The 26,974-nt window shown below is 71.6% G+C and carries 25 protein-coding genes and 1 riboswitch; of the genes, 12 read left to right on the forward strand and 13 right to left on the reverse strand.

Annotated elements, in window-relative coordinates; all coding sequences use genetic code 11:
- Nucleotides 1-128: 128 nt before the first annotated feature.
- From AB0H12_RS22155 to AB0H12_RS22170, 4 genes are all read right to left on the reverse strand, one after another.
- Entirely contained in the window at nucleotides 129-728 is a 600-nt protein-coding gene (locus tag AB0H12_RS22155) for a TetR/AcrR family transcriptional regulator (protein WP_499624789.1), read from the reverse strand.
- A gap of 101 nt (nucleotides 729-829) precedes the next feature.
- A complete protein-coding gene (locus AB0H12_RS22160) occupies nucleotides 830-2,365 on the reverse strand; it encodes an MDR family MFS transporter (RefSeq protein WP_499624790.1) in 1,536 nt (511 codons plus the stop codon).
- A gap of 86 nt (nucleotides 2,366-2,451) precedes the next feature.
- Nucleotides 2,452-3,069, reverse strand: coding sequence for a TetR/AcrR family transcriptional regulator (locus tag AB0H12_RS22165; RefSeq protein WP_499624792.1), 618 nt, complete (start codon nucleotides 3,067-3,069; stop codon nucleotides 2,452-2,454).
- A gap of 475 nt (nucleotides 3,070-3,544) precedes the next feature.
- The gene (locus AB0H12_RS22170; protein ID WP_499624793.1) at nucleotides 3,545-3,964 is read right to left on the reverse strand and encodes a DUF2695 domain-containing protein; all 420 of its coding nucleotides are present in this window, start codon (nucleotides 3,962-3,964) and stop codon (nucleotides 3,545-3,547) included.
- Nucleotides 3,965-4,534: 570 nt separating this feature from the next.
- Here AB0H12_RS22170 and AB0H12_RS22175 point away from each other — a divergent pair.
- Nucleotides 4,535-4,819 carry an early set domain-containing protein gene (locus AB0H12_RS22175; RefSeq protein ID WP_499624794.1) on the forward strand — a complete coding sequence of 95 codons (285 nt, stop codon included), beginning with the start codon at nucleotides 4,535-4,537 and terminating at the stop codon, nucleotides 4,817-4,819.
- Here AB0H12_RS22175 and AB0H12_RS22180 read toward each other — a convergent pair.
- Together AB0H12_RS22180 and AB0H12_RS22185 are read right to left on the reverse strand one after the other, a co-directional pair.
- On the reverse strand, nucleotides 4,800-6,215 hold the full coding sequence (locus AB0H12_RS22180; RefSeq protein ID WP_499624796.1) for a carotenoid oxygenase family protein: 1,416 nt from the start codon (nucleotides 6,213-6,215) through the stop codon (nucleotides 4,800-4,802). The two genes, AB0H12_RS22175 and AB0H12_RS22180, sit on opposite strands and share 20 nt — an antisense overlap.
- Nucleotides 6,216-6,273: 58 nt before the next feature.
- Nucleotides 6,274-6,591 (reverse strand): winged helix-turn-helix transcriptional regulator, encoded by a 318-nt coding sequence (locus AB0H12_RS22185; protein ID WP_499624798.1) that lies wholly within the window; start codon nucleotides 6,589-6,591, stop codon nucleotides 6,274-6,276.
- 91 nt (nucleotides 6,592-6,682) lie between these two features.
- Between AB0H12_RS22185 and AB0H12_RS22190 the strand changes: the two genes are divergently transcribed.
- The 3 genes from AB0H12_RS22190 (at nucleotide 6,683) to AB0H12_RS22200 (ending at nucleotide 9,137) form a co-directional block, all read left to right on the forward strand.
- Complete coding sequence (locus tag AB0H12_RS22190; protein WP_499624799.1) at nucleotides 6,683-7,282, forward strand: NADPH-dependent F420 reductase; 600 nt, start codon at nucleotides 6,683-6,685, stop codon at nucleotides 7,280-7,282.
- Between the two features lie 42 nt (nucleotides 7,283-7,324).
- Nucleotides 7,325-8,248 (forward strand): prolyl aminopeptidase, encoded by a 924-nt coding sequence (gene pip / locus AB0H12_RS22195; RefSeq protein ID WP_499624801.1) that lies wholly within the window; start codon nucleotides 7,325-7,327, stop codon nucleotides 8,246-8,248.
- 73 nt (nucleotides 8,249-8,321) lie between these two features.
- The gene (locus AB0H12_RS22200) at nucleotides 8,322-9,137 is read left to right on the forward strand and encodes a Clp protease N-terminal domain-containing protein (RefSeq protein ID WP_499624803.1); all 816 of its coding nucleotides are present in this window, start codon (nucleotides 8,322-8,324) and stop codon (nucleotides 9,135-9,137) included.
- Here the strand turns inward: AB0H12_RS22200 and glyA are convergent.
- A complete protein-coding gene (glyA, locus tag AB0H12_RS22205; RefSeq protein WP_499624805.1) occupies nucleotides 9,113-10,369 on the reverse strand; it encodes a serine hydroxymethyltransferase in 1,257 nt (418 codons plus the stop codon). The genes AB0H12_RS22200 and glyA overlap by 25 nt on opposite strands.
- A gap of 28 nt (nucleotides 10,370-10,397) precedes the next feature.
- Nucleotides 10,398-10,484, reverse strand: a riboswitch (ZMP/ZTP riboswitch).
- Nucleotides 10,485-10,655: 171 nt separating this feature from the next.
- On the opposite strand from glyA, the gene AB0H12_RS22210 reads away from it, so the two are divergent.
- Nucleotides 10,656-11,507 (forward strand): hypothetical protein, encoded by an 852-nt coding sequence (locus tag AB0H12_RS22210; RefSeq protein ID WP_499624807.1) that lies wholly within the window; start codon nucleotides 10,656-10,658, stop codon nucleotides 11,505-11,507.
- Nucleotides 11,504-12,163, forward strand: coding sequence for an extensin family protein (locus AB0H12_RS22215; RefSeq protein WP_230571578.1), 660 nt, complete (start codon nucleotides 11,504-11,506; stop codon nucleotides 12,161-12,163). The genes AB0H12_RS22210 and AB0H12_RS22215 overlap by 4 nt, the downstream gene beginning before the upstream one ends.
- A gap of 80 nt (nucleotides 12,164-12,243) precedes the next feature.
- Here AB0H12_RS22215 and AB0H12_RS22220 read toward each other — a convergent pair whose 3' ends face one another.
- Nucleotides 12,244-13,380 (reverse strand): VanZ family protein, encoded by a 1,137-nt coding sequence (locus AB0H12_RS22220; RefSeq protein WP_499624809.1) that lies wholly within the window; start codon nucleotides 13,378-13,380, stop codon nucleotides 12,244-12,246.
- 120 nt (nucleotides 13,381-13,500) lie between these two features.
- On the opposite strand from AB0H12_RS22220, the gene AB0H12_RS22225 reads away from it, so the two are divergent.
- The 3 genes from AB0H12_RS22225 to AB0H12_RS22235 all read left to right on the forward strand — a co-directional run bounded on the left by AB0H12_RS22225 (nucleotide 13,501) and on the right by AB0H12_RS22235 (nucleotide 19,386).
- A complete protein-coding gene (locus AB0H12_RS22225) occupies nucleotides 13,501-13,941 on the forward strand; it encodes a hypothetical protein (protein ID WP_499624811.1) in 441 nt (146 codons plus the stop codon).
- A gap of 923 nt (nucleotides 13,942-14,864) precedes the next feature.
- Nucleotides 14,865-17,099 carry a rhamnogalacturonan lyase family protein gene (locus tag AB0H12_RS22230; RefSeq protein WP_499624813.1) on the forward strand — a complete coding sequence of 745 codons (2,235 nt, stop codon included), beginning with the start codon at nucleotides 14,865-14,867 and terminating at the stop codon, nucleotides 17,097-17,099.
- A 229-nt stretch (nucleotides 17,100-17,328) separates the two neighbouring features.
- Nucleotides 17,329-19,386: an NACHT domain-containing protein gene (locus tag AB0H12_RS22235; protein WP_499624814.1), complete on the forward strand. Its 2,058-nt coding sequence runs from the start codon at nucleotides 17,329-17,331 to the stop codon at nucleotides 19,384-19,386.
- A gap of 132 nt (nucleotides 19,387-19,518) precedes the next feature.
- Here AB0H12_RS22235 and AB0H12_RS22240 read toward each other — a convergent pair whose 3' ends face one another.
- The 4 genes from AB0H12_RS22240 to AB0H12_RS22255 form a co-directional block, all read right to left on the reverse strand.
- On the reverse strand, nucleotides 19,519-19,653 hold the full coding sequence (locus AB0H12_RS22240; RefSeq protein WP_499624816.1) for a hypothetical protein: 135 nt from the start codon (nucleotides 19,651-19,653) through the stop codon (nucleotides 19,519-19,521).
- Between the two features lie 78 nt (nucleotides 19,654-19,731).
- A complete protein-coding gene (locus tag AB0H12_RS22245; protein ID WP_499624818.1) occupies nucleotides 19,732-20,214 on the reverse strand; it encodes a DinB family protein in 483 nt (160 codons plus the stop codon).
- 57 nt (nucleotides 20,215-20,271) lie between these two features.
- Nucleotides 20,272-21,255 carry a non-homologous end-joining DNA ligase gene (ligD, locus tag AB0H12_RS22250; RefSeq protein ID WP_499624820.1) on the reverse strand — a complete coding sequence of 328 codons (984 nt, stop codon included), beginning with the start codon at nucleotides 21,253-21,255 and terminating at the stop codon, nucleotides 20,272-20,274.
- A 185-nt stretch (nucleotides 21,256-21,440) separates the two neighbouring features.
- Nucleotides 21,441-22,286 carry a helix-turn-helix domain-containing GNAT family N-acetyltransferase gene (locus tag AB0H12_RS22255; protein WP_499624822.1) on the reverse strand — a complete coding sequence of 282 codons (846 nt, stop codon included), beginning with the start codon at nucleotides 22,284-22,286 and terminating at the stop codon, nucleotides 21,441-21,443.
- A 100-nt stretch (nucleotides 22,287-22,386) separates the two neighbouring features.
- Here AB0H12_RS22255 and AB0H12_RS22260 point away from each other — a divergent pair, with 100 nt between their 5' ends.
- From AB0H12_RS22260 to AB0H12_RS22270, 3 genes are read left to right on the forward strand one after another with little or no spacing between them, the layout of a single operon-like run.
- Entirely contained in the window at nucleotides 22,387-23,700 is a 1,314-nt protein-coding gene (locus AB0H12_RS22260; protein ID WP_499624824.1) for an FAD-dependent oxidoreductase, read from the forward strand.
- Nucleotides 23,687-24,937: an MFS transporter gene (locus AB0H12_RS22265; protein WP_499624826.1), complete on the forward strand. Its 1,251-nt coding sequence runs from the start codon at nucleotides 23,687-23,689 to the stop codon at nucleotides 24,935-24,937. Before AB0H12_RS22260 ends, AB0H12_RS22265 begins: the two co-directional genes overlap by 14 nt.
- Nucleotides 24,921-25,280, forward strand: a complete 360-nt coding sequence (locus AB0H12_RS22270) for an MmcQ/YjbR family DNA-binding protein (protein WP_499624827.1) — start codon at nucleotides 24,921-24,923, stop codon at nucleotides 25,278-25,280. Before AB0H12_RS22265 ends, AB0H12_RS22270 begins: the two co-directional genes overlap by 17 nt.
- A gap of 70 nt (nucleotides 25,281-25,350) precedes the next feature.
- Here AB0H12_RS22270 and AB0H12_RS22275 read toward each other — a convergent pair whose 3' ends face one another.
- Nucleotides 25,351-26,961 carry a peptide chain release factor 3 gene (locus AB0H12_RS22275; protein WP_499624829.1) on the reverse strand — a complete coding sequence of 537 codons (1,611 nt, stop codon included), beginning with the start codon at nucleotides 26,959-26,961 and terminating at the stop codon, nucleotides 25,351-25,353.
- Between the last annotated feature and the right edge of the window lie 13 nt (nucleotides 26,962-26,974).

Below are 26,974 nucleotides of genomic sequence, written 5' to 3' on the forward strand. Positions count from 1 at the left end.
GACGAACGCCCCCCACCCGCCGGTTGGCGTGTGTTGCGCTCAGCCCAGCAGGCGGTCGCCGACGCCCACGCCGAGTACGACGGCGGGGTGGCGGCTACTGCGTCCCCGGTAGGAGCGATACGGGAGTCCTAGTCCCCGCTCGGGTGGACGGCGGCGAAACCCGCGTCCAGCCGGTCGATCATCACGCCGATCAGCTCCGACAGCTCGGGGCGTTCGGTGGCGTCCAGCCACCAGCCGACGACCACCCGCAGGGTCGCCATCACGGTGGCCGCGAACATCGCCGGGTAGAGGTCGGTGGCCGGGTCGACGCCGACCCGTGCGGCGACGACGGCGGCGAGCTCCCGTTCCTGCACGGCGAACGCGGCGATCTGGTGCGGCAGCAGGGCGGGCGTGCGGCGCAACGCGCGCAGCTGCGCCACCCGTTCCGGGTCGATGCGGTCGGGCACGACGTCCACCAAAGCCGCCTGCAACGCCGGCAGCACCGGCTCCTCCTCGGGCCTGGCGGCGAAGGCGTGGACGAACGCGGCGGCCGTGGCGACGTCACCCGCGACCACGGCCTCCTCTTTGGAGGAGAAGTAGTTGAAGAACGTGCGCAGCGAGACGCCCGCCTCGTTGGCCACCTGTTCGACGGTCACCCCGTCGAGCCCGTGCTCCACGCACAGCCGCAGGGCGGCGTCGGCCAACGCCGTCCGGGTGGCGAGCTTCTTGCGTTCGCGCAGTCCTGACACGCGCGAAAGTGTCGCACTTGTCCGACCGTGAGCCGGACAAGTGCGACACCGTGTCTTCCCGCCGTCGAGCCGCAGGGCGGCTGGTGGCCGCCAGTGGCCCGCTAGTGACCGGCGGCCATCTCCGCCGCCAACCGCTCGTCACCGCTGAGCGTCTTGAGCGGCTTCTCCTTGATGAACAGCACCGCCACCAGCGCCAGCACGGCGATCGGAGCGCCGATCAGGAACAGCTCGGCGGTGGCCGTGGCGTAGATCTCGCGCACGATCACCCGCACCGGCTCCGGCAGCAGCGCCAGGTCGGGCACCGTCGCCTCGCCGCCGGTGGGCGCCGGGCCGAACTTCTCCTCGCTCAACGCGGTCACCCGGTTCGCCAGCACCGCGCCCAACGCGCTCACGCCGATCGCGCCGCCGAGGCTGCGGAAGAACGTGAGGGTCGAGGTCGTGCTGCCGAGGTCGCGGGCGGGCACGTCGTTCTGCGCGGCCAGCACCAGGTTCTGCATGAGCATGCCGACGCCGATCCCCAGCACGGCCATGTGCACGCTGACCACGAACACGCTGGTGTTCGCGTCGATCGTGGCCAGCAGCAGCATCCCGCCGACCATGATCACGCCACCGGCGATCAGGAAGGCCTTCCACTTGCCCCACTTGGTGATCAGCTGACCGGCGACCGTCGACGACACCAGCAGGCCGAAGATCATCGGCAGGCTCATCAGGCCCGCCTGCGTGGGCGTCTTGCCCATGCCGATCTGGAAGTACTGCGACAGGAACACCGTGCCGCCGAACATCGCCACACCGACCAGCGCGCTGGCCAACGTGGTCAGCGCCACCGTCCGGTTGGCGAAGATCGTCAGCGGCACGATCGGGTCGGCCGCCCGCGACTCGACCCACACGGCCAGTCCCAGCAGTACCACGCCGACCGTCACGAGCAGCGCGGTCCACGCCGAGGCCCACTCGAACTGGTGGCCCGCCAGCGTCGACCACACCAGCAGCGTGGAGACACCGCCGACGATCAGCACCGCGCCCAGGTAGTCGATCTTGACTTCCTTGCGCACGACCGGCAGGTGCAGCGTGCGCTGGAGCAGGAAGATCGAGGCGAGGGTGAACGGGACGCCGATGAAGAAGCACCAGCGCCAGCCCAGCCACGAGGTGTCCACCATGACGCCGCCGATGAGCGGGCCGGCGACCGTGCCGACGCCGAACACGGCGCCGAAGATGCCGGCGTAGCGGCCCATCTCGCGCGGCGGGATCATCGCCGCCATCACGATCGTGGCCAACGCCGTCATGCCGCCCGCGCCGAGGCCCTGCACGATGCGGCTCGCGATGAGCACCTCGACGTTCGGGGCGAAGCCCGCGATGAGCGAGCCCACCACGAACAGGCCGAGCGAGAGCTGGATCAGCAGCTTGCGGCTGTAGAGGTCGGCGAGCTTGCCCCACAGCGGCACGGTCGCCGTCATGGCCAGCAGTTCGGTCGTGACGACCCAGGTGTAGACGGACTGCGAACCGTGCAGGTCCGCGATGATGCGCGGCAACGCGTTCGACACGATGGTCGACGCGAGGATGGCCATGAACATGCCCAGCATGAGGCCGGACATCGCTTGCACGACGTCCCGGCGCGAAGTCGTGCCGGTTTCGGTGGACATCGGATCCCCCAGTGTTGTCTTTGACGGTGACGCGGTGGTGCAGAACCGTGGTTCGGCCGTGGGTTCGGCGGTACTTCGGCGGTGGTTCAGCCGCGGTGGTTGCGGGGCGGGTCGGCGAGCCCCGCGGCGATCAGGTCGAGCGTTTCGGCGAGCAGGTCGTGCAGCGGTGCGGCGGTGCTGGACCAGCGGGCCACCGCCACCCGGAACGCCGCGCCCGCCGCCGCGCCGAGCAGCAGCGGGTAGGTGTCGTCGGCGGGCAGGCCGACCCGTTCGGCGATGCCGGCGACCAGGTCGCGCTCCAGGGCTTCGCCGCCGAAGAACAGCCTGGCCAGCAGCACGGGGTGCTGCTGGACCACCCGCATCCGTTGCAGCCACAGCTCGCGGTCGTCCGCCAACTCCGCCGCGACCTCGGCCAGCAGTGCCTCGCGCACCGCCGCGGCGGCGGACAGGTCCGCCGGTTGGGCGAGCACGCGGGCGCGCATGCGCGGACCGGCGTCCGGGTCGGGGCCGAGGACGGCGTCCTCCTTGCCGGCGAAGTAGTTGAAGAACGTGCGGGGTGAGACCCCGGCGGCGGCGCTGATGTCCTCGACGGTCACGTGGTCGAGGCCGTGCTCGGCGACCAGGCGGACGGCCGCGTGCCCCAAAGCCCTGCGGGTCTGCCGCTTCTTGCGGTCGCGAAGCCCTTCGGCCGCCTGATTGGTCACTCGATCAGGGTAAGGAAAAACCTGCACTCACTGCAACTTTGCAGCCCGTGCACCGTTTGTGATCCCGCTCTCCCACCCCGACTTCGCCCCCGACCCACTCCGGACCGACCCATGCCGCACCCCCATCACCGCAGCTCATTCCCTACGGCGAGCGATTCTGCGGCACTCCCCGGGTCTTGCCGCAAGCCCCCCTGTGCGCTATAAGTTGAAGTGGAAAGGAGTGAACACTCCTCCTTCCCGCTCTCCTCTTCCCGATCAGGCGCCTCCGGCGACACGGCGCAACCACCGCCCACCCCTGAGCCTGAGCCCGCATCCCGCGAACCACACCCGGCGAGCACCTCATCGCCCGCTCACCCCCGGCAGCGGCACCGCGTACACCGCAAGCGCCCCAACGCCCTCACGAGCCCAAGCGGGTGGGCTGGTCGCGGGTGAGTCGCCGGCAGGCCGCGAACTGGGCGGGGGTGCGTCGATCGGGTTACCCGAACACATCCTCCGGGTCGCAGTTCATGACGACCTCGCAATCGCAATAACCGCCGAGCTCGGCCAACCCCTCGGCGACCGGCCCCCAGTCGAGCTGACCCGATTCGAGGCCCCGGCACCCGACGCGCCCGTGCGCGTGCCCGTACTCGTGCCCCCGGCCCTCGACCCACGTCCGGGTGTGGCGCAGGGTGTGGTCGCAGCCCTCCGAGACCACGAGCGCGTCCACGAACTCGACGAGCGCGGTGAGCTGCTCGCGGCTCATCGGCAGCGACGCCGCGCGGGCCTCACGTTCCGCGCGCTTGTACTCGTCGCGGAGCTGTCGGCGGCGGGCCCGGTCCGGTGTGGTCGGGGGCTCTGGCGCGGTCGGAGGCCCTGGCGCGATCGGAGGCCGGTGGGTGCGGGGCGGGAGTGCCACCGGCCGATCTCGCCTCGTCCGCCAACCGTCCATCCTCCTACCGTCCGCTCTCCTACCGACTCGACCTCGCTACCGTCCACTCGCGCTACCGACTCGACCTCGCCCGTCCGCCGTGCAGACGGGTCCGCCGCGCTGTGCCGCCTCCCTTCTTTCCCGGCAACGCGGCTCGGGCTCGACAAGTTGCCCGTTGACACTTCATTCGCCCGTTGGAGTGATCGCCGAAGCTGGTGCGGCGGCTGAGGTGACGGTGCCTTCGGTCCATTGTGCCTGGTTGGAGCGTTTGTCGCCACAAGAGCCGCAAGGGTTCCGGGTAGGGCGGTCAGAGCTGCGGTTGCCGGGCGCGCTCCACCATGCCGGTCCACAATGCGCGGGTTCGGCAGTGGGGGCGGAGGTGCGCAAGTGTGGCGGGCGAGGCACTGGCCCCAAGGGGTCGCAGAGGGAGTGCGCGACGACGTCACACCGATGGGTGACCGTCCACTTCGAACAGGCGCGCCGGCTTGAAAGGTTGCCACCGCACCGCGACGCTGGTGGCCCCGAAGGCATGGCAAGATCGACTCGCGAGGGAGAACGATGCTCCGCAGCACTCGCCTGTTCGGCCCGAAGCGCCGCGTGACCTTCTCACTGCCCCTCGACCAGCCGCGCGGGCCGGTGAGCGTGGTCGGCACGTTCAACGACTGGACCCCCGGCGTCCACGAGCTGCTGCCCCGCCGCGACGGCACCCGCACGGTCACCGTGATCCTCTCCCCCGGCACGCACCGGTTCCGCTACCTCGGCGACAACGGCCTCTGGTTCGACGAGCCCGACGTGCCCGACGTCGACCCCGACGGCTGCGTGCTCACGATCGACGCGACGTGACCCGACGAGACGTGAACTGACCGTGGAAGCCGAACGGGATGGCGTGCGGCACTTCGGCCCGCGCGATCTCCGTGAACGTGGCCGCGTCGAGCACCAGCAGACCGGACCGCCCGGCCGAGGCGTCGAGCACCACCGACAGCAGCACACCGTCGTCCTCGGCGCGAGCACCGGGCGCGGGCACGAACACCGGCTCGCCCGGGTAGCGGCCGGGCTCGTGCCAGCGACTCGTCCGTCCACTGAGGACATCCACCTTGACCAGCTGGTTGAGGAAGTCGCGCGTGCCGTTGTCGTGGGAGCCGACGCCGTAGGCGTACCGGTAGTCGCGACCGTTGTGCGACCCGTACGCGATGCGCGGGAGCTCCAACGAGTCTGACGCGAGCCGCCGCGACCGGATGCCGCCGCCCGAGAGGTCGACCTCGTACCGCGTCGGGAACGACAGCGGCAACTCCCCCTCACCGCGCACCTTGTCCAGGTACAGCGCGTCGACCACCGTGGCATCCGGGTACGCGGCGATGTCCACGACGACCCGGCCGTCCTCGTCGTAGGCGTTGATGTGGTGGAACGCGAAGAACGCTTCGGCGCGCTCGTCGGCGACCACCGAGCCGTCCCGCTGGTCGAACACCACGAACCGGGTGCCCAGTTCCGGCCGCCACCGGTAGTTCTCGATGAACGGCCTGGCGCGCAGCAGCAGCGCCAGCGGGTTGACCACGAACGGGAACACGGCCAGCACGACGTGCCGCTCGGTGACGGCGAAGCTGTGCAGGTAGCCCGGACGATCGGCGGGGAGGGAGGCGATCGGTTCCCGAACGAGGCCGCGTTGCCGGTAGACCCGGTAGACGCTGCGCCGGCCGAACTTCAGCACGTAGTTGACCAGGTCGCCGGTGAGCGGCGCCCGGTGCGGGTGCGCGGTGGTGACGTGGCCGGAGATCGCGTCGTCGTGGTCGGCCAGGCCGACGGTCGCCAGGGTCTCGCGGTCGAACTCCACCGCGATGGGCGTCTCGGTGAGCGCGAAGTCCCGGTCGCCGTCGGACGTCACGTTCACGTTGGCGTTCGACGTGCGGCGCAGCGCGGGGTGGGTGAAGAAGCGGTTGAAGATCGAGCGGCACGGGTCCGTGGCGAACTCGCCGAACGCGATGTGGCCGTCGTCGCGCGCCGAGCGGAAGCTGGGCGTCTCCAGGTACCGGTTGCGGTAGGTGACGGCCCCGTCGGCGAAGCCGAAGCGGTGCAGCATCGCCAGGCCGTCGAACCAGTGGCGGAACGACCCCTTGCCGGTCTCGAACTTGGCGGGACCGTTGCGCACCAACGTGCCGGCCAGCCAGGGCGGCAGCTCGCCGCGCACCTCCAGGTCGACGACGACTTCCCGGTCGAGGCTCTCGAACCCGGCCCGCACGCCCATCACGACCCTCCTTCATAGAACACTGTTACACAACAATGTTATAAAACACTGTTTTACTTCAGCCGTCAAGCCGGACCTCGTCACCCCGCTCGTGCGCCCACCGGCCGAGCGCGTCGATCGGTTCGAGCAGGCTGCGCCCGAGGTCGGTGAGCCCGTACTCGACCCGGTCGCGCGACACCGTCCGAACCACCAGCCCGGCGCCCTCCAACCGGCGAACGGTCTCGGTGAGCACCTTCGGCCGGATGCCGCCGATCGCGCGACGCAGCTCGGCGGGCCGGCGCGGGCCGTGCCGCAACGCGTGCAGCACCACCGGGTTCCAGGTGTTGGCCAGCAGGTCGAACGCCTGCCTGGCGCGGCAGTCGGCGAGGAAGTCCACGAGCGGTCCCCTGTGTCGTGGACACCATTCGGTGCCCGTCGGGCTCTTTAGCGTCGGACCAAGCCAATCACTTCGAACTGAGGGAGAGATCGTGCGGATCGGTGTGCTGGGGTCGGGCGGGATGGCCGCCGCGCTGGGTGGCCGTTGGGTCGGGGCGGGGCACGAGGTGGTGATCGGCGGGCGGTCACCGGAGCGCTCGAAGGCGTTGGCGGCCAGGATCGGAGCGGTCGCGGGATCACCGGCGGACGCGGTGGCGTTCGGGGACGCGGTGCTGCTGGCCGTGCCGGCGGCGGTGGCGGCCGAGGTGCTCGGGCACGCGCCGGACCGGGTGGTGATCGACTGCACCAACTCGGTGGTGCCGGGCCGGTTCGTGCTGGACGAGCCGCGTGCCGCCGCACGGCTCGCGACCGCCTCGAAGGCGCGGGTGGTGAAGGCGTTCAACCTCTGCCACGTGGACGTCTGGCGGCAGCCGTCGTTGACGTTCGGGGGACGGCCGCTCGGGGTGCCGCTGTGCGGCGATTCGGCCGACGCGCTGGACGTCGTGCGGGAGCTGGTGCGGTCGACCGGGTGCGTGCCGGTGGACGGCGGGCCGTTGGAGCGGGCCGAGTTGCTGGAGGCGACGACCGCGTTCGCGATCGGGCTCTGGGTCGGTGGCGCGGACGTGCGGTCGATGTTCCCACCGATTCCGTAAGCACTAATATAACAGCACTGTTGTATCGGTGAGGGAGGAACCGTGCTGTACCCGGAGATCGAGCCGTACGACCACGGCATGCTCGACGTCGGCGACGGGCACCGCGTGTACTGGGAGGTGTGCGGCAACCCGGACGGCAAACCGGCGGTGGTGCTGCACGGCGGGCCGGGCTCGGGCTGCACGCCCCGCGCCCGGCAGTACTTCGACCCGTCGGCGTACCGGGTCGTGCTGTTCGACCAGCGCGGCTGCGGTCGGAGCACACCGCACGCCGGCCAGCCGGTCGTGGACCTGTCCACCAACACCACCGACCACCTCATCGGCGACATGGAGAAGCTGCGCGAGCACCTGGGCGTCGACCGGTGGCTGGTGTTCGCCGCGTCGTGGGGCTCGGTGCTCGGCCTCGTGTACGCCGAGCGGTTCCCGCACCGGGTGTCGGAGATGGTGCACGCGGGCGTGGCCACCGGCCGGCGGGCGGAAACCGACCTGCTGACCACGGGCTTGGGACCGATGTTCCCGGAGGCCCACGCCCGGTTCCGCGCACTCGTGCCGTCCGGCGACCCGGCGGCCGGGTACCTGGAGCTGCTCCTGGACCCGGACCCGGCCGTGCACCGCCGTGCGGCGCTGGAGTGGTGCACGTGGGAGGACGCGTTGCAACCGTTGTCCACCGGCGGGCTGCGCTTCGAGAACCCGGAGCACGGGCTGGCGTTCGCCCGGCTCGTCACGCACTACTGGGCGCACGGGTCGTGGCTGCCCGAGGGGATCGTGCTGGAGGAGGCGTGGAAGCTCGCGGGCATCCCGGGCGTGATCGTTCAAGGAACGCTCGACCTGGGAAATCTGATCGGCACGCCGTTCGACCTCGCGCACGCGTGGCCGGACGCGGAGCTGATCCTCGTCCTCCACACCGCACACGGCGGGAGCGACGCGATGACCGAGAGCAGGCGCGCGGCTACTGACAAATTCCGGTAACACCCGGAAACTCGGTGCGATGGACTGAGGACAGCCTGATCCCGGGGCTGGTCGACCGGTGGCGAAGGAATTGATGTTGGAACGGTTCACCGAGAGCGCGCGCCGGGTCTCCGTGATCGCCCTCCAGGAAGCGCGGAGGTTCGCCCACACCGCCATCGGCACCGAGCACCTGTTGCTCGGGTTGGTCGGCGAGGGCGGCGCGGCGGCGTCGGTGCTGGCGGCGGTCGGGGTGTCGCCGGCCGGGTGTCGGGCGCGGGTGCTCGAGGTGTCGCGGCGGGGTGTCGTGCCGGTGCCCGGCCGCCTGCCGTTCACGCCCGGCGCGAAGCGGGCGTTGGCGTCGGCCGTGCGGGAGTCGCTGGCGTTGGGGCACCGGCACGTCGGCACCGAGCACCTGCTGCTGGGCGTGCTCGCGGAGGACGAGGGCGTGGCGCTGGACGTGCTGGCCCGGTGCGGCGTCGACCTCGACGAGGTGCGCGACCGGGCGTTCGCCGCGTTGGCCGGGATCGACCTGTCCCCGGCGCCGCGGGCGGCGCGGCTGTTCCTCAGCTACCGCCGTCCGGACGACGTGCACCTCGCCGGGCGCATCGCGGACCGACTGGACGACTTCGGCCGGTCGGTGGTGGGCGACGTCGGCGAGTGCGACGTGCTGCTCGCCGTCGTCGGGCCGGACTGGACGCCGACCGACCTGATGCGCGCCGAGGTGGAACGTGCGGCGCAACGCGCGGTGCCGGTGATCCCGGTGCTGGTCGACGGGGCGGTGCTGCCCGTCGACCAGCTGCCGGGAACCGGTCGCGTCGCCGACCACGTCACGGTCCGGCACGAGACGTTCCGGGCGGACGTGGCGCGGTTGGCCGACGTGGTCCGCTACGCCCAACCGGGCATCGGGTAGCCCGCCATCAGGTCGGCGACCTCGGCGGCGATGCGGTCGAGCACCCGCGGGTCGTCCGCGGCCCGGACGGCCTGGTCGATCCACTCCGCGACCTGCGGCATGTGGTCCTCGGTGAGGCCGCGGGTGGTGATGGCGGCCGTGCCGAGGCGGACGCCGGACGGGTCGAACGGCTTGCGCGGGTCGAACGGGACGGTGTTGTAGTTGGCCTCGACGCCCGCCCGGTCCAAGGCCTTGGCGGCGGGCTTGCCGCCGATGCCCTTGCTGGTCAGGTCGACCAGGATCAGGTGGTTGTCGGTGCCGCCGGAGACCAGGTCGAAGCCGCGGTCGAGCAGTGCGGCGGCCAGCGCGCGTGCGTTCTGCACGACGGCGTGCGCGTAGAGGCCGAACGACGGCTCCGACGCCTCGCCGAGCGCGACCGCGATGGCCGCCGTGGTGTGGTTGTGCGGACCGCCTTGCAGGCCGGGGAACACGGCCTTGTCGATCGCCTTGGCGTGCTCGGCGTCGGTGAGGATCATCGCGCCGCGCGGTCCGCGCAACGTCTTGTGGGTGGTCGTGGTGATCACCTGGGCGTGCCCGACCGGTGACGGGTGCGCGCCGCCGGCGACGAGGCCCGCGATGTGCGCGATGTCGGCCGCGAGGACGGCGCCGACCTCGTTCGCGATCTCGGCGAACGCGGGGAAGTCGATGGTGCGCGGGATGGCCGTGCCGCCGCAGAAGATCACCTTGGGGCGTTCGGCGCGGGCCAGGTCGCGGACCTGGTCCAGGTCGACCACGCCGGTCTCCTTGGCCACGCCGTACTGGACGCTGCGGAACCACTTGCCGGTGGCCGACACGCCCCAGCCGTGGGTGAGGTGCCCGCCGGCGGGCAGGGCCATGCCCATGACCGTGTCGCCGGGGTCGAGGAACGCCAGGTAGACGGCGAGGTTGGCCGGTGAGCCCGAGTAGGGCTGGACGTTGGCGTGGTCGACGCCGAACAGCGCCTTGGCCCGCCCGACGGCCAGTTCCTCGACCGGGTCGACGACTTGCTGGCCCTCGTAGTAGCGGCGGCCGGCGTAGCCCTCGGAGTACTTGTTCGTCAGCACGGAGCCGGTGGCTTCGAGGACGGCGGTCGAGACGTAGTTCTCCGAGGCGATCAGGCGGACCTTCTCGAACTGGCGGCGTGCCTCGGCCTGGACCAGGCGGGCGACCTCGGGGTCCGCTCCGGTCAACGACGGGATCGCGGGTTCGTGCATGACGACCTCCACGCGCGCGGGGGCGCTGCCGCAGCACCCAGGCGCGCGGTGCATCTCGGCTCAACGCTCCCCGGTGGTCGTTCCCACCCTCGGCACGCCAGTCGCGAACACCGGAATCCTACCCCAGCCGTCGTCGCCGCCCGGTGGCTTTCCGTGCGCCGGTGGGCAGCGTTTGGGCGGAACGGGCCATTGCCGCAACGGCGGGTCACCCATACTTTGTGGGTTGGAAAACTTCCAACCGGCCCTGTGCCACGTCAGCACTTCCCCCTGCCTCGAAAGGACTGACGTGCTCGATCGGCGAACGTTCGTGCTGGGAGCCGCCGCCACCGCGGCCCTCACCAGCACGCTGACGGCCCACGCGGCTGCTGCGGCACCCGCGTCGAGCGCCGCGGACAATCCCCGAAAAGCCGCGGGCGTGTTCCTCGCGTCCGACGGCACCCCTCTCATGGTGACCGAGGAGAACGGCCAGTGGGTCGTCGTCGACGAAGGCGGTTCGGTGCGCATCACCACCGGCCTCGCCGGCGCGGACCTGGTCGACGTCTCCCGTGACGGCTCCACCTTCCACGCGGTCGGCGCGCTGCGCGGCGACCCGATCGCGACGATCTGGGAGTCCACCGACGGCGTCACGTGGCGCGAGGCCCGCCGACTGCACGGCGTGCGCTCGGAGTTCACCGCCGTCGGCGGTGGCCTGGCGTTCGGCTCGGTGCTCAAGCACGAGCGCGCTTCGGTCGTCCGCATCGCCGCCCGCCGGACCGCGTCGGGCTGGAACACCGTGCCCGTGCGGGGATTGGAGTGGACCGACGACCTGTCGGCCACCGCCGTCGCCGCGACGTCCGGCGGCTGGGTCGTGGCGGCCGTCGACGTCTCGGGCACGGTCCTGCACACCTCGCGCGACGGCGTCACCTGGACGACCCGCCCCCGCCTGGACGGTGTCGCCGTGCGCGGCCTCGCCTCGGTGGACGGCCGCGTGCACTGGGTCGGCAACGAGATGGTCGACGCCACCCCGCTCACCGGCGTGCTCGACGCGGACCGGACCCGTCCGGCCGTGCCGGCGGACGCGAAGGCGCTGGGTGTCGCGGGCACCCGTTCCGGCTGGCTCACCGGCGGCCGGCTGATCACCGCGGAGGCGACCCGATGATCACGTTCCAGCGGATCGACGGCACCCCCGTCTACTACTGGCGGTCCGGCCGCGGCAACACGACGTTGCGCAACTGGCAGGCCACGCAGGCGTTCTACGACTCCCTGGTGCTGTGGATCCGGGACCTGCGGTCGCTGTCGTCGGCGTACGGCAGCATCACCTACCTGGTGTCGGCGGGCTTCTACGTGAACAAGCCCGGCGAGCACGGCGCGGGCACCGCGATGGACCTCGATCACGTGCGGTGGAGCGGCGGTCAGGTGTCGTCGCCGCTGGACCGCGACCACGCCTCCGGCACGCTCGCCACACGTCGCCGTTACCTGGCGGTGGACGCGGTGTGCCGTCGTCGGTTCCGGTTCGCGCTGGACGGCTGGTACAACGCCGCCCACGAGGACCACATCCACTCCGACTTCGGCGGCCTGCCGGTGCGGTGCGTGACGGGGTCGGAGAGCGACACGAAGTTCGTGCAGGCGCTGTGCAACAACTTCATGAGCTCCGGATTGGTGGTGGACGGCATCTGGGGTCCGAAGACGCAGAGCGCGTTCACCACCGCCAAGTCGCGACTGGGCACCACCGGTGACCCGCACACCAGCAGCGCGGCGTGGCAGTCGTTCCTGTCCGCGGCGGCTCGGAAGGGCTTCGCGAACCAGGCGTTCTGATCCGACGTGAGCGAAAGACAGGCCCGTGAGCCGATTTCCGGCCCACGGGCCTGTCGCCGTGCTGCCTGCGGAACGCCGCTTCAGGGCTCCGGCTTGTTCTGAGCGTTGAACTCGGTGGTCCTGGGCGTGGGACACGGTTGTCCTGAGCGGTCGACACGCGCGGTGGTAGTGGTGGTGGTCGAGATCAGGCCCAGCAGACTGCGGCGGTCGGCGCGGGAGCGGGCGGCGAGGCCGACCACGACGGCGGCGAAGAACACGATCCCGCTGTGCCCGGCGGAGATCAGCAGCAGGACCGGCAGCCACCAGAACGCGAACCGCAGCACGACCGCTCGCGCCGGCGCCGTGCCACCCGTGCGCGCGTCGGCCGGCGCCAGGTTGAACGCGACCTGGCCCGGCGTGGCCCGGTCGGCGCGCAGCAGCGGCACGACGACCGTGGCGACCACCGGCACCAGCACGCCGAGCGCGGCTCCGAACCATTCCGAGACCGCGAGCCGGGTCAACCCGGGTGTCCCGGTCCCCTCGCCGACGAGCACGAGCACCGCCCGGCACGCGAACTGCGCCAGCGACAAGGTGAGCAGGTCGCCCGCGAACGCCAACCCCCGCCGCACCAGACCCGGCGGCCCGGTGTCGGCGACGGGCTCCGGCACGGCCGCGGGCAGCCGCCGCCCGACCCACCGCGCGAGCAACCACCCCACGACCGTGCCCGCGGTGTTGGTCATGAGGTCGTCCACGTCCGCGATCCGGTACGGGCACGGGTAGAGGCCGAACACCGCCGTGCCCTGCGTCGCCTCCACCGCGAGCGACACCAGCAGCCCGATCGCGGTCGCCGCCACCGCACCGCGCCGGAACCGGTAGCACAGCAGGAAACCCAGCGGCACGAACAGCGCCACGTTCAACGCCACCTGGAGGAACGCGGGGCTCGTCGGCGAGTAGCCGGCGGCGGCGATGTCGTCCAGCGACGCGAACGGGCGTGGCTGCCAGTAGGCGCGCAGCGACCGGCTCGTGCAGAACCCGTCGGCCACGACCGGCAGCGGGAACAGCGTGAACGCCACGAGCGCGCACCCGTACAACGCACTGGCCGCCGCCACGACCGCCGACCACCCGCGCAGCCGACCGTGGCGCCGGTACTGCCAGTGCACCCACGGCAGCACCGCCACCGGCACCAGCAGCGCGAACAACACCAGCGTGATGATCGACTCGCTCAGCCGCACCGACACGGCGGCCACGCTAGGCCGCGCCTCCGGAACCCGCCCGCCAGTCACCTGATCGAGTGGTCGAACCGACTCGGGCCCACCGCCGAACCCCTGTCGAGAGCTGCCACCGAGGATGGGGGATCCATGGACGACTCAGCGGCGTGCGCCGCCACCCGTTACGCCAACCAGGTGCACGCGACCGTGGAACGCTTGGCCATCGGCCGCCGTTGGCCGCTGGTGCTGTCGGACGGCAACGTGCACCTGCCCACCGGGCGCGGCATCGGCGGTCTGCTGGTGAGCGCCCGGGTCGGCGGGCAGGTCCAGGCGACGCTGCCCGCGTTGGCGCTGTCGGCCGACTTGTGGGCGTTCCTGGTCGACACCGCCGACGCCGGCTCCCCCGTGCTGCAGCCTCACGTGCGGCTGATGAACAGCGGCCAGTACCTGCCGCTGCCACCCAGCGCGACCGCGGACGGCCCGGTGCGGTGGGTCCGCGAGCCAGGCGACCACCTACCGCGGTTGTCCACCGTGCTGCACCTGCTGGGCCCGATCGCGCCGACGGCGATGATCCGGCGCGGCGGGCGGTGACGCTCGGATGGCGGGCCCGACGATGATCATGACCGCGCTCCGCGGCACCGAGCCACTGCAGTCGCGGGATTGGTTGTCGGACGCGACCATCCCGCCGGGGCCGTGGCCGGTGAACCGGAGTGCGGTCCACTATGGATTCGCGGAGGCGTTGCGCGGTGGCCGTCGTGAGGAAGGAGAAGGTCCATGACCCTCCTCAATGGACGGAACCGCACCGTCACGCCCGCGCTGACGGGCACAGCGAAAGCGCCGTGTCGACCCGGCTGATCCGCAGTGGCCTCGGGCCCCGACCACGTCACCCGCGGTGGATCGGCAGGACGCCGCCTCCCGGACCGGTGGCCAACCCGCGGGCTACCCGAGGACGACCTTCCGAGACGCGGGGCGAGCCGTGATCCCGCCCGGGCGTGGCAGCCGGGTGGTCCTCGCACCGGAGCGAAAACTTTCGGCGAGGCTGTTGACACCGGGACGGTGGCGTTCGTACGGTCTTCCTCGGCACCGTTGGCGCTCGAACCTCCCAGGGTGCCAACAGATCCAGACCACGACCAAAGCCGCCCGAGTGATCACGCCGCCGCAGTGACCACCACGTGGATAGCGCTTTCCAGCACGAGTACGTCGCTAATTGAATCGTTTCAAGCAACACCAGGATCCACCCCCTGCAGCCTCGCTGCAGGATCAGCACGGCCACGTCTGGGAGCGTTCCCGGAACCGACGAAGGAGCAACGGTGCTCACCATCTTTGTCAGAGTGCGAACCACCGCCGTGACGACCTCGCGCCGCAGGGACCCCCGAGTCTGCTGGTAGCGCCGCAGCGGCCCGGTGACCGCGCTTCCGCCTGGCGCCCGTGGTCGGCCCGAGCACATCGCCGTCACCGTCACCGTTCTGCGCACCGGCACCCCATCTCGTTCGACTCCCTACTGGAGGTTCGTCATGCCCAGAAACAGGCGGCGCGCCGCGCTGCTCGCTGTCGGCGTCGCCCTGACCGTTGCCGGGGGCGGTGTCGTCACCTCCCCGGCTTCGGCGGCTCCGACCCGCTACGAGGCGGAAACCGCACCGGCCACCTGTGCCGGCGTCATCGAGTCCAACCACGCTGGCTACTCCGGCAGCGGGTTCTGCAACGCGGACAACGCGGTCGGGGCGTCATCGCAGTTCACCGTCACGGCGTCCGCGGCGGGCTCGGTGACCATCGGCGTCCGGTACGCCAACGGAGCGACCACCAACCGCCCGGCGGACGTGCTGGTCAACGGTGCGGTCGTCCACTCCGGCACCGCGTTCGACCCGACCGGCGCCTGGACCACGTGGGTCACGAAGACGCTCACCGTGGCGGTGGTCGCCGGCACGAACACGATCCGGTTGAGCCCGACCACCGCGGCCGGCCTGGCGAACGTCGACTACCTCGAAACCGACGTCACGGGCAACCCGCCCACCGGCAAGCAGATGGAGGACCTCGACCGGGGTCTGGTGAGCGTGCGCTCCGGGACCGGCAACCTGGTCTCGTGGCGGCTGCTCGGGACCGAGTCGGCCTCGACCGGGTTCAACGTCTACCGGGGCACGACGAAGCTGAACGCCTCCCCCATCACCAACTCCACCAACTACCTGGACTCCGGGGCAGCGGGAGACGCCTCGTACACGGTCCGCGCGGTCGAGGACGGGGTCGAGAAGGAGCCGTCCACGCCGTCACTGCGCTTCACCGGCGGCAACTACCTGGACGTGCCGATCTCCCGGCCGGGGAGCACCTACACGGCCGGTGACGCGAGCGTCGGCGACGCGGACGGCGACGGCCAGTACGAGATCTTCCTCAAGTGGGATCCCAGCGACCAGAAGGACAACTCCCAGTCCGGCGTCACCAGCAACGTCTACATCGACGCCTACAAGCTCAACGGACAGCGGCTGTGGCGGGTCAACCTGGGCCGCAACATCCGCGCCGGCGCGCACTACACCCAGTTCCAGGTGTACGACTACGACGGTGACGGCCGGGCCGAGCTGGCGGTCAAGACGGGCGACGGCACGGTGTCCGGCACGGGTCAGGTGATCGGCAACGGCAGTGCCGACCACCGCAACTCCTCCGGCTACATCATCACCGGACCCGAGTACCTGACCGTGTTCAACGGCCTCACCGGCGCCGCCATGTCCACGGTGCCCTTCGAGCCCGCCCGCGGCAACATCTGCGACTGGGGCGACTGCAACGGCAACCGAGGCGACCGGTTCCTGGCCGGCACCGCGTACCTGGACGGGCAGCGCCCCAGCATCATCATGGGCCGCGGCTACTACGAGAAGAGCACGATCGCGGCGTGGGACTTCCGCGACGGGCAGCTCACCCGGCGCTGGAAGTTCGACTCCGGCTCCGCCGGAAGGCAGTGGACCGGCCGCGGCACCCACTCGCTGTCCATCGCGGACGTCGACGGCAACGGCACCGACGAGATCATCTACGGTGGCATGACCATCAACTCCAACGGCACCGGCCGGTACACCACCAACTTCTACGCCCACGGCGACGCCCTGCACGTCAGCGACTTCCTGCCCAGCCGTCCCGGCCAGGAGATCTGGCAGATCCACGAGCAGAGCTCCGGAGCCGCCGCGACCCTGCGCGACGCCAACAGTGGCGCCACCATCATGCAGAAGAACAACACCTGCAGCTGTGAGGGCCCTGCTCGCGGCGTGGCCGGCGACGTGTACGCCGGGAACGCCGGCGCCGAGTTCTGGGGCAGGGGCACCGGGCTGACCAGCCTGTTCAACGGCTCCGGCGGCAACGTCGGCCGTGCGCCGGGCAGCGCGAACTTCCTCGCCTGGTGGGACGCCGACCCGGTGCGGGAACTGCTGGACGGGAACCACGTCGACAAGTACGGCACCTCCGCGGACACCCGCCTGCTCACCGGCACCGGAGCCCACTCCGTCAACGGCACCAAGTCCACGCCGTCGCTGTCCGGTGACCTGTTCGGCGACTGGCGCGAGGAGGTCATCCTGCCGCGCGACGACAACGCCGCGCTGCGCATCTACGCCACCACCACCCAGACCGACCGGCGGATCCACACCCTCATGCACGACGCCCAGTACCGCGTGGCCATCGCGTGGCAGAACACCGCCTACAACCAGCCGCCGCACCCGAGCTTCTTCCTCGGTGGCGGCATGAGCACCCCGCCCCAACCGAACATCTACGTCCGCTAACCCCGATGCGCGGGCGGGCCGGTCTGGTTGACCGGCCCGCCCTCGCGTCGTTGACGACCGTGCTGCACGGGGTTCGACCGGGTTGGTCACCTCGATCACCGGTCCTCCGCGACGTCCACCGGCCGGGCGCACCGTGTCAGGCATCGCCCGTGCGGAGCGGCCCATCCACCATGGAGGAACATCCAGGTGCGTTCGGGCGATGGACGGGTGGGGCGGAAGGGGTGGGTGGGTGCGGCTGCGGATGTCGATCGTGCTCGGTGTGGTGGCGTCGGTGCTCGTGCTGGTGTGGTTGACGTGGTGGTTGTTGGGCAAGACGGCTGTCGACGACGGGGCGGGTATCGCGAACGTCCTGGCTTTGGCTCCCGGGGTGCTGGGTGCGGTGGCGGGGATGGTCGCGTTGCGCCGCGGCGTTGAAAGCGGTCGGACTCCGGCGGTGAGTGCTCGGCGGCTGCTCGACGCCATCAGCGAGGACGAGGCTCGGGTGCTGGCGCGTTTGTTGGGTGACACTGGTGCGTTGAAGGCAGCCGACGCGGGATTCGAGCAGGTGGACGCGGAGCTCGTGCGGTGGCGTGGTGACGGTGGCGGACACAGCGGTTCGGCAGCCACGATCTCTGCCTACTACCGGGGGCTCACGCAGGGACGGTTGGTCGTGCTCGGCGAGGCGGGAGCCGGCAAGACCGTGCTCGTGCTGACCTTGCTCCTCGACCTCGCCGCTGCCGCGAGGACGGCGCTCGACCGGGATCCCGCCGGCCGTATCCGGGTTCCGGTCCGGATGAACCTGTCCGGGTTCACCCGCGCGGACGATGATGACCCGGAGGTGGTGCGCCGTCGGCTCGTCGACTGGATGGCGGGGCATCTGACCCGGGTCTACGGAGTGCCGTCGAGCGCGGCCAAGGCCTTGATCTCGGATCGGTGGATCCTGCCCATCCTGGACGGCTTGGACGAGATGGACCCCGATGACGGCCCGCCGTCCAGGGCGGGACAGGTGCTCGCGGCGCTCAACCTCCCGATGGGGCTGGTTCCGGACGCGGTGGTGATCACTTGCCGAACGGCCCGGTACCACGCCTTGGCTGAGGAAGAACCGCTGGAGGACGCTACCGCGGTCGTGATGCGGCCGTTGGGCGCCGAGGACGTCGTCGGTTGGCTGCGCCATCGGTTTCCGGACGGGACGCGGCCCTCCGAGGTCGAACGCCGATGGCGGCCTGTCGTGCAACGCCTTCGCCGTCATCCGGGGGGTCGGCTGGCACGGTGCCTGGGCAACCCGTTGCGGCTCTACCTGGCTGTCACCGTCTACCGCGACCGTGCGAGCACGCCCGGGGACCTCACCCGCCTCGACGCCGACGAGCTCGACGCCCACCTGATGCGCCGGCTCGTGCCCTCGGTCGCCGCGCACCACGCACGGCCGGGTGGGGGCCACTACGATCCCGACGACGTTCACCGCTGGTTGCACACCTTGACACGGCACCTGGCTTCCACTGCGGCACAGGGACGTTCCGCCACCGACTTCCACGTGCACGAACTGTGGCGTTCCGCGACGGACCTCACCGGGACGCGTGCTCGCCTCACGGCCACCCTGCTCCTCGTCGGGATGAGCGCCCTGACCGCCATCTGCTACTTGTCGCGGGAGGGGTTGCACCTGCCGCTGACCTGGGTGGACTGGGCAGACCTGCTGGTGGCGCTCTCGGCGATCGTGTTCGTCGCCTGGTGGAGCACGGTCCACGCCGGTGATCCGCCGACCCGGATCACCCCGCGCAGGCTCCCCCGCGTGCTACCGCAGTACTTCCTCCTGTGCGTTGTTGCCGGGATGACGTACACGGCCGTTCTCTCGGTCGAGGATGTCATTCGGCACGGGCTTCCCGGGCTCCTGCCCGCCGTTGGCGGCGCGTTCGACGAACGTGCGGCCCGCGCTCTGTTGCCGACGCTGTCCATCTGGTTGGTGATGAGTCCTGTCAAGGCTCAGGACGTGGTGGCGCGTCCCAGCGCCTTGATGCGCGATGCACTGCACCGTGACATCTACGTGGTCCTGGTCCTGACCGCCGGACTGGTGGTGGGCATTCCGGGCGGCTTCGCCATCCCCGTTGCCGTGATGGTGGCGTTGTGCTGGAGCGCGGCCACTTCGCCGTGGCCACACCACATCACCGGCCTGATCGCGTTCCGTCGCCGTGACCTGCTGCCCTGGCGGCTCGGGCGGTTCCTGGACTGGGCCCACACCGCGGGCATCCTCCGCCTGACCGGCACAGCCGTCCAGTTCCGCCACCGTGATCTCCAACGTCACCTTGCCGCGTGACGGCACGCCCGCGCCTCGGAGCGCGTGCGGGGCGAAGATCGTCGCCATGTCCGCCATGGTGTCGAAGTACGCCGGGCCTGAACCCGGAGACTGCCTGCTGCGCCGGATCGAGGTGATCGCTGGTCATCGGCGTCACTGCGGCCGGGACAGCACTCGCTCGCCGCGGTGGGCTCCGCCGGACAGCAGGGCCGAGGCGAAGGCGACGTGACGCTCCAGCAACTCCCGCACCCGAGCCGGCCGTTTCACCGAGAAGCCACCAACAGTCACCCGCCTCCTCCCCACCTCATCGGTCGCAACTCACCCATCGCGCGATCCGTCTCGCCGGCGGGCCGTCGTCGTACGGCGTCAGCGCGGGCCCAGCCCTGTCTTGCCGTCGAGCAGCTCCCGCCAGATGTCGAGGTGACCGGCGTGGCGTGCGGTCTCCTCGATCATGTGCAGGACGATCCGGCGCAGGTCGGTGGTCTCGTCGCCGAGCTGGTCGGGGTGCCGCACGACCGGGCGTGTGTTCAGCGGTGTGGTGGCGAGGATGGCGTTCGACCGCTCGCGCTGGTCCTGGTAGAAGGCGAAGACCTCAGCCGACGACCGGGGCGTGGTGAACGGCGCGGGGTCGTCCGGCCACGGCAACGCGTCGGCGTGGCCCCGGAGGATCTCCTGGAACCAGTGCCGCTCGGCGTAACCGAGGTGTTCGACCAGGGCGAGCGGTGTCCACCCGGACGGCAGCACCGCGGTCGTCAGCGCTTCCTCGTCGAGGCCGTCGAGGATCGCCAGCACGGCGCCCCGCTGCGCGTCCAAGAACGTCGACAGCGCCGACTTCTCGTCGTCGTCCACCGGTCCTTCCCCCCTGTCGATCGGTCGGCGCGGACGTTAACAGGGGGCACCGACAATTCACGGCGTCGACATCCGGACGTCGTCGGGATCCTTGTCCGGCCGCAACCCGCGCCACGACGAGTGCCGCAGCCGCCGGTCGGTGGTCCAGGTCCGGTACTCGACCTCGCCGACCAGTTCCGGCCGCACCCAGTGCGCGCGGCGGGCGTGATCGGCGGGCACCGCGTCGATGAACGGCGACTCCGCGCGCTCCAACGGCCGCAGTCGCTGCTGGAGGTCGAGCAACGCCGAGTGGGTGAACCCGGTGCCGACCTTGCCCACGTAGTGCACCCCGTCGTCGCACCGCACACCGAGCAGCAGTGACCCGATCGTGCCCGCACGGCGACCGTCACCGGGCTGCCAACCGCCGATCAGCACCTCCTGCGTGCGCAGCAACGGCACCTTCACCCACGCCGCCGAACGCCGTCCCGGCTCGTAGCGCGAGGTGACCCGTTTCGCAACCACGCCTTCGAGTCCGTAGTCCTCGGCCACCGCGAGCACGTCCTCGCCGTGCACCTCGCTGAACGACGGGGGCACGCGGACCTCTGCCCGACCGCCCAGTCCCAGCGCGGCCAACTCCTGCCGCCGTTCCGCGTACGGCGCGCCGAGCAGCGACCGGCCGTCCAGGTGCAGCAGGTCGAACACGTAGTACACGACCGGCACGCGGGCCAGCAGCTCGTCGCCCGGTCGGGCCACGTGCATCCGGGACTGGAGCCGGCCGAAGTCCGGCTGCTTGCGTGCGCCCAGAGCGACGATCTCACCGTCCAGCACGGCCTCGTGATCACCCAGGATGGCGGACAGCGCCCGTACCTCCGGGTAGGTCGCGGACACCTCCAGGTCGTTCCGGGTCATCGCACGCACCCGCCCACCGCGCGCGTAGGTGACCGTGCGGACACCGTCCCACTTGAACTCGAACGCCCACCCGGGCCCCGGCGGGAGTTGCCCCGGTGAGGCCAGCATGGGTCGGATCAGCTCGGGGAACCCCGATTCGGCGCGCAACGGCATGCGACCGTCCCTTGTAGACGGATCACGTCGCGCCCAGTGTCACCCGCCCGGTCCGAAGCCGCACATCGGTGGACACGATCGTGGCCGCCGGGCTGTTCTGAGCGTTGAATTCAGGGGTCCTGAACGTAGGACACACGCGCTCTGAACGTAGGACTCTCGCGGGCTGAACGTAGGACACGCGGGGGTCAGCAGGTTGGGGTGGTGGTGGCGCGGCGTTCGAGCATGACGGTGTCGCGCCAGACGCCGTGGTGCTGGGCGATGCGCTCGCGGACGCCCACGGTGCGGTAGCCGGCCGAGTGGTGCAGGGCGATGCTGGCGCGGTTCTCCGGGAAGATGGAGGTCTGCAGCGTCCAGAGGCCGGCTTCGTCGGCGGCGGTGACCTGCTTGTGCAGCAGCGCCTTGCCCACGCCCCGGCCGCGGAAGCCGTCGCCGACGTAGACGGACGTCTCGGCGACGCCGGAGTAGCACTCACGGGTCGAGACGGGGGTGGCGGCGGCCCAGCCGGCGACCCGGCCGTCGACGACGGCGACCCAGCGGTGCCCGGGCAGCCACTTCGACTCCAGCGTGCGCCGGCTGGGCGTCTCGGTCTCGAAGGTGGCGTTGCCGGTGGCGATGCCCTCGCCGTAGATGCGGCGCACGTCGGACCAGTCGTCCTCGGTCAGGCGGCGGACGGTGACGTCGGCGGGCAGGTCGGTCGGGCAGCACGGCCGGGTGACGATCGTGCCCATGACGGCGTCGGCGGCGTGCGGCAGGCCCGTGCAGCACGCCGGGTTGACCGACACCAGGGTCGCGGTGCCCTCCTTGCGCAGCCGCACGAACCCCACGTCGGCGAGCTTGCGCAGGTGGTGCGAGCAGGTCGACTGGCTGACCCCGACGGCCTCGGTCAGCGCGCCCACGGTGATCTCGCCGGAGTGGGTGGCGACGGTGTGCAGCAGGCGCACGCGGGTCGGGTCGGCCAGGCAGGCGAACCACTCGGCGTAGGTGGAGGCGTCCTCGGGCGCGAGGCCCACCGCGGGCAGCGTCGTCGTCATGAGTCCAGTCTATCGATTTGAGTCGATGGTTGCATCCATCGAGCCTACTCGATACATTAGCCCCTGTTCGATCGAGGAACGCCGATGAAAGAGGTTTCTGGTGGACGAGCTCTCCGTGGTCGTGGTCGGGGCGGGGCCGGTCGGGTTGGCGGCGGCGGCCCACCTGCTGGAGCGCGGGCTGCGACCGTTGGTGCTGGAAGCGGGCCCGCAGGCGGGCGCGGCGGTGGCGCAGTGGCGGCACGTGCGGCTGTTCTCGCAGTGGTCCGAACTCGTCGACCCGGCCGCGCGCAGGCTGCTGGAGCCCACCGGGTGGCGGTCGCCCGACCCCGACGGCTACCCGACCGGCGAGCAGTGGGCGGCCGAGTACCTGGTGCCGCTGGCCGAGGCGTTGGGTGACCACGTCCGGGTGAACGCCCGCGTGGTCGGCGTCGCCCGCCGCGGACGTGACCGCGTCGTCGACGCGGGCCGGGACAGCGAGCCGCTGACCGTGCACGTCGAGGGCGGTGAGCGGATCACCGCACGGGCCGTCGTCGACGCCTCGGGCACGTGGGGCGCGCCGAACCCGCTGGGTGGCGACGGGCTGCCGGCCGCGGGCGAGCCGGAGGCGGCGGACCGGATCGGCTACCGCGTGCCGGACGTCGTCGGCGAGCAGGCCCGGTACGCGGGCAGGCGGATCGCCGTGGCGGGCAGCGGGCACTCCGCGCTCACCGCCCTGGTCGCGCTGGCGGACCTGGCCGAACGGCACCCCGGCACGCGCGTGACGTGGCTGCTGCGCCGCGGCGCGGTGGGCGCCGTGTTCGGCGGCGGCGAGGCCGACCAGCTGCCGGCGCGCGGCGCGCTGGGCCTGCGGGCGCGGGCCGCGGTGAAGGCCGGGCACGTCGAGGTGGTCACCGGCTTCCGCACCGCGTCCGTCGAGCGTGACGGCGAGCGCCTGGTGCTGGTGTCGGAGGACGGGCACCGCCTCGAGCCGGTGGACGAGGTCGTGTCGCTGACCGGGTTCCGGCCGGACCACTCGTGGCTGTCGGAGGTGCGGCTCGACCTCGACCCGGTGCTGCAAGCTCCGACCAGGCTCGCGCCGCTCGTCGACCCGAACGTCCACTCCTGCGGCACCGTCTACCCGCACGGCGCAAATGAATTGCGGCACCCGGAGCCCGGCGTGTACCTCGTGGGTATGAAGAGTTACGGGCGCGCGCCCACGTTCCTCGCGTTGACCGGCTACGAGCAGGTCCGCAGCGTGGCCGCCGAGATCGCGGGCGACCACGAGTCCGCGGCCACCGTCGAGCTGACGCTGCCGGAGACCGGCGTCTGCGGCGGGTCCGGCGTGTTCGACGTCGAGCCGGCGTCCTCCGGCGGGTGCTGCGCCGCGCCGCAGGTGGCGGACCTGACGCTCACCGCACCGGGTGCCCGGGTCTGAACTCGCGCGGCCCGGCGTGCTCAGGGGACACGCCGGGCCGCGCCGCGTGCTGGTGGTGCTGTGCCTGACCCAGATCACCAGCTGGGGCATCCTGTTCTACGGCTTCCCGGTGCTCGCGCCGGCCATCGCGGCGGACGCGGGCTGGTCCGACACCGCGGTCATCGGCGCGTTCTCGGTGGCGCAGCTGGTCAGCGCGGTGGTCGGGGTGCCGGTCGGCAGGCTGCTCGACCGGCGCGGGCCTCGCGTGGTGATGACGACCGGGTCGCTGCTGGCCGTCGGCGCGCTGGCGGTGGTCGCGTCGGCGCGGTCGCTGCCGTGGTTCTACGCGGGCTGGGTGCTGGTCGGCGTGGCCATGGCCGGCGTGCTGTACCAGCCGGCGTTCGCCGCCCTGACCCGCTGGCACGACCCGGAACGCCGGGTGGCCGCGCTGACGGTCGTCACGGTGGCGGGCGGGCTGGCCAGCACGGTGTTCGCCCCGCTCACCGCCGCGCTGGCCGCGCACCTGGACTGGCGGCAGACCTACCTGGTGCTCGCGGTGGTGCTGGCCGCGGTGACGGTGCCCGCGCACCTGTTCGGCCTCCGGCTGCCGTGGCCCGCGCACCCGGCCGCCTCGGACACCCGTCGGCCGACCACGATCGCCCGCAGCCGCCCGTTCGTGCTGCTCGTCGTGTCGATGAGCATCGGCGCGTTGGCCGTGTACGCGATCGTGGTGGCCATGGTGCCGTTGTTCGCCGAACGCGGTCTCTCGACGACCACCGCGGCCTGGGCGCTCGGCCTGGGCGGCGTCGGGCAGGTCCTCGGACGGCTCGGATACGGACGGCTGGTCGCGCGATCCGGCGTGAAGGCCAGGACCGCGGGCGCCCTGCTGGCGGCGGCGGCCACCACCCTCCTCTTGGGACTGGTACCCGGACCGGCGATCGCCCTGATCGCCGCCGCCGTGCTGGCGGGCGTCGTCCGGGGCATCTTCACGCTCATCCAGGCCACCGCCGTCACCGACCGCTGGGGCACCGCCCACTACGGGCAGCTCAGCGGCGTCCTGCACGCGCCGCTGACCGTCACCGCCGCCGTGGCCCCGTGGGCCGCGACCGCGCTCGCCGGGACGCTGGGCGGCTACCCGGCGGTGTTCGCCGTGCTCGCCGCGCTGGGCGTGGTCGCGGCGCTGGTCTCCCTCAAGTCCGTGCCGCCCTACACTGTGGACCAGGACTTCCGTGGGGGCCGCAGTGGCAGTGAGCAGTGACGGGTTCATCCGGATCGTGAACGCGCTCGTCGACGTCGAGCGCGCGGAAGGCAGGGACTACAGCTCGTTCAGCGTGCGCGGCAAGCGGTTCGGCTACTACTGGCCGCGCACGCAGACGGTCGGCTTGAAGCAGCTGCTGTCCGAGCAGCACGCGCTGGTGGCCGAACGGCCGGACGTGTTCGAGGAGCAGTTCACGTCCGGCGGTTTCGGCTGGGTGGTGGTGTACCTGGCCGGCATCGAGGCCGACGAGCTGGCCGAGCTGGTCTTCGAGGCCTGGCGCCTGTCCGCGCCCGAGGACCTGCTCGCCCGGGTGCCCGACCCGGCACGGCAGGCGCGCCGCTGACGTTCGGGCGTCGGCCGGGCGCGCAACCGACGGTTCGGCGTCGGTCAGGCGCGTCCGGCCGATCTCCGGCTCAGTCGGTGCCCGCGACGAGTGGTTCCAGCACCACCTCGGGGTGCAGGCGCTTCAGCACGCCGAGCGCCGTGGAGTCCGGGAACAGGGCCAGGTGGGTGCCGTCGTCCCGGGTGAGGACCTCGCCGCGGTTGTTGTCGACCGCGGTCCGGTGCGCGAGGTCGGGCAGTCGCCGCACCACCGTGTAGGGCAGCCGTTCCAGGCGTACCGGCGACTTGAACTCCGCGTCCAGGCGGTGGGCGGCGACCTCGAACTGCATCGGTCCGACGGCCGCGAACACCGGCGAGCCGTCACCGCGTCGCGCCGAGCGCAGGATCTGCACGACCCCTTCGGATCCGAGCTGCTCGATGCCCTTGCGGAACTGCTTGGCCCGGCTCAGGTCCGCCGGGCGGACCACCGCGAAGTGCACGGGCGCGAAGCTGGGCAGGCCGGGGAACCGCACCGCGGGCTTGTCGGTGTAGAGCGTGTCGCCCACCCGCAGCGAGTTGGCGTTGACGAGCCCGATCACGTCGCCCGGGTACGCGGTGTCCAGTGTGGAGCGTTGCTGCCCGAAGACCTGTTGGACGTACTTGGTGGCGAACGGCTTGCCGGTGGTGGCGTTGGTGACCACCATGCCGCGTTCGAACACGCCCGAGCAGACGCGGGCGAACGCGACCTGGTCGCGGTGCGAGGGGTCCATGCCGGTCTGGACCTTGAACACGAACGCCGAGAACGGCGCGTCCAGCCCGCGTGGCCGCGCGTCGACGTCCGGGCGCGGTGTCGGCCGCGGCGCGAGGTCGACCAGCAGGTCGAGCAGGTGCCGCACGCCGAAGTTGAGCACGGCCGAGCCGAACAGCACCGGCGTGGCCGACGCGTCCAGGAAGCGCTCCAGGTCGAAGTTCCCGCCCGAGGCGGCCAGCAGGTCCAGCTCCTCCACCGCGCGCGTCCACCCCGGGCCTTCCTCGGCCTCCGCCCGGGCGGGGTCGAGGCGTTCCTGGCCGGCGGCCGTCGCGCCGCCCGCCGTGCGCGAATAGCGGATGAACTGCCCGTCACGGCGGTCCAGCACGCCCCGGAAGTGACCCGCCTCGCCGACCGGCCAGGTCAGCGGCATGGGTTGCAACCCGATGCGCTCCACCAGCTCGTCGCACAGCTCCAGCGCGTCGCGGCCGGGCCGGTCCCACTTGTTGACGAACGTGATCACCGGGATGCCCCGGTGCCGGCACACGTCGAACAGCTTGAGCGTCTGCGGCTCCAGGCCCTTGGCCGCGTCCAGCAGCATCACCGCCGAGTCGACGGCCGCGAGCACCCGGTAGGTGTCCTCGGAGAAGTCCGCGTGACCGGGCGTGTCGAGGAGGTTGACCACCGTGTCGCCGTAGGCGAACTGCAACGCCGCCGACGTGATGGAGATCCCCCGTGCCTTCTCCATCTCCATCCAGTCCGACACCACGCCGCGCCGACCGGCCTTGCCGTGCACCGCGCCCGCCTCGGAGATCACCCGCGCGTGCAGCGCGAGCGCCTCGGTCAACGTGGACTTGCCCGCGTCCGGGTGGCTGATCACCGCGAACGTACGCCGCCGATCCGCCTCCCGCAGCACGTCGGCGGGTGAGGCCGTCACCGAACCTGCGGTGGTCATTCGCTCTTCTCCT

This window comes from Actinosynnema sp. NPDC023794, assembly GCF_040639675.1.
Lineage (GTDB): Bacteria > Actinomycetota > Actinomycetes > Mycobacteriales > Pseudonocardiaceae > Actinosynnema > Actinosynnema luteola.

What these genes read in the sequence shown, in the direction of transcription:
- AB0H12_RS22160 (WP_499624790.1), bottom strand. Translation starts at nt 2,365, where the DNA reads ATGTCCACCGAAACCGGCACGACTTCGCGCCGGGACGTCGTGCAAGCG.
- AB0H12_RS22175 (WP_499624794.1), top strand. Translation starts at nt 4,535, where the DNA reads ATGCTCCGCAGCACTCGCCTGTTCGGCCCGAAGCGCCGCGTGACCTTC.
- AB0H12_RS22180 (WP_499624796.1), bottom strand. Translation starts at nt 6,215, where the DNA reads ATGGGCGTGCGGGCCGGGTTCGAGAGCCTCGACCGGGAAGTCGTCGTC.
- AB0H12_RS22200 (WP_499624803.1), top strand. Translation starts at nt 8,322, where the DNA reads ATGTTGGAACGGTTCACCGAGAGCGCGCGCCGGGTCTCCGTGATCGCC.
- glyA (WP_499624805.1), bottom strand. Translation starts at nt 10,369, where the DNA reads ATGCACGAACCCGCGATCCCGTCGTTGACCGGAGCGGACCCCGAGGTC.
- AB0H12_RS22215 (WP_230571578.1), top strand. Translation starts at nt 11,504, where the DNA reads ATGATCACGTTCCAGCGGATCGACGGCACCCCCGTCTACTACTGGCGG.
- AB0H12_RS22225 (WP_499624811.1), top strand. Translation starts at nt 13,501, where the DNA reads ATGGACGACTCAGCGGCGTGCGCCGCCACCCGTTACGCCAACCAGGTG.
- AB0H12_RS22230 (WP_499624813.1), top strand. Translation starts at nt 14,865, where the DNA reads ATGCCCAGAAACAGGCGGCGCGCCGCGCTGCTCGCTGTCGGCGTCGCC.
- ligD (WP_499624820.1), bottom strand. Translation starts at nt 21,255, where the DNA reads ATGCCGTTGCGCGCCGAATCGGGGTTCCCCGAGCTGATCCGACCCATG.
- AB0H12_RS22255 (WP_499624822.1), bottom strand. Translation starts at nt 22,286, where the DNA reads ATGACGACGACGCTGCCCGCGGTGGGCCTCGCGCCCGAGGACGCCTCC.
- AB0H12_RS22275 (WP_499624829.1), bottom strand. Translation starts at nt 26,961, where the DNA reads ATGACCACCGCAGGTTCGGTGACGGCCTCACCCGCCGACGTGCTGCGG.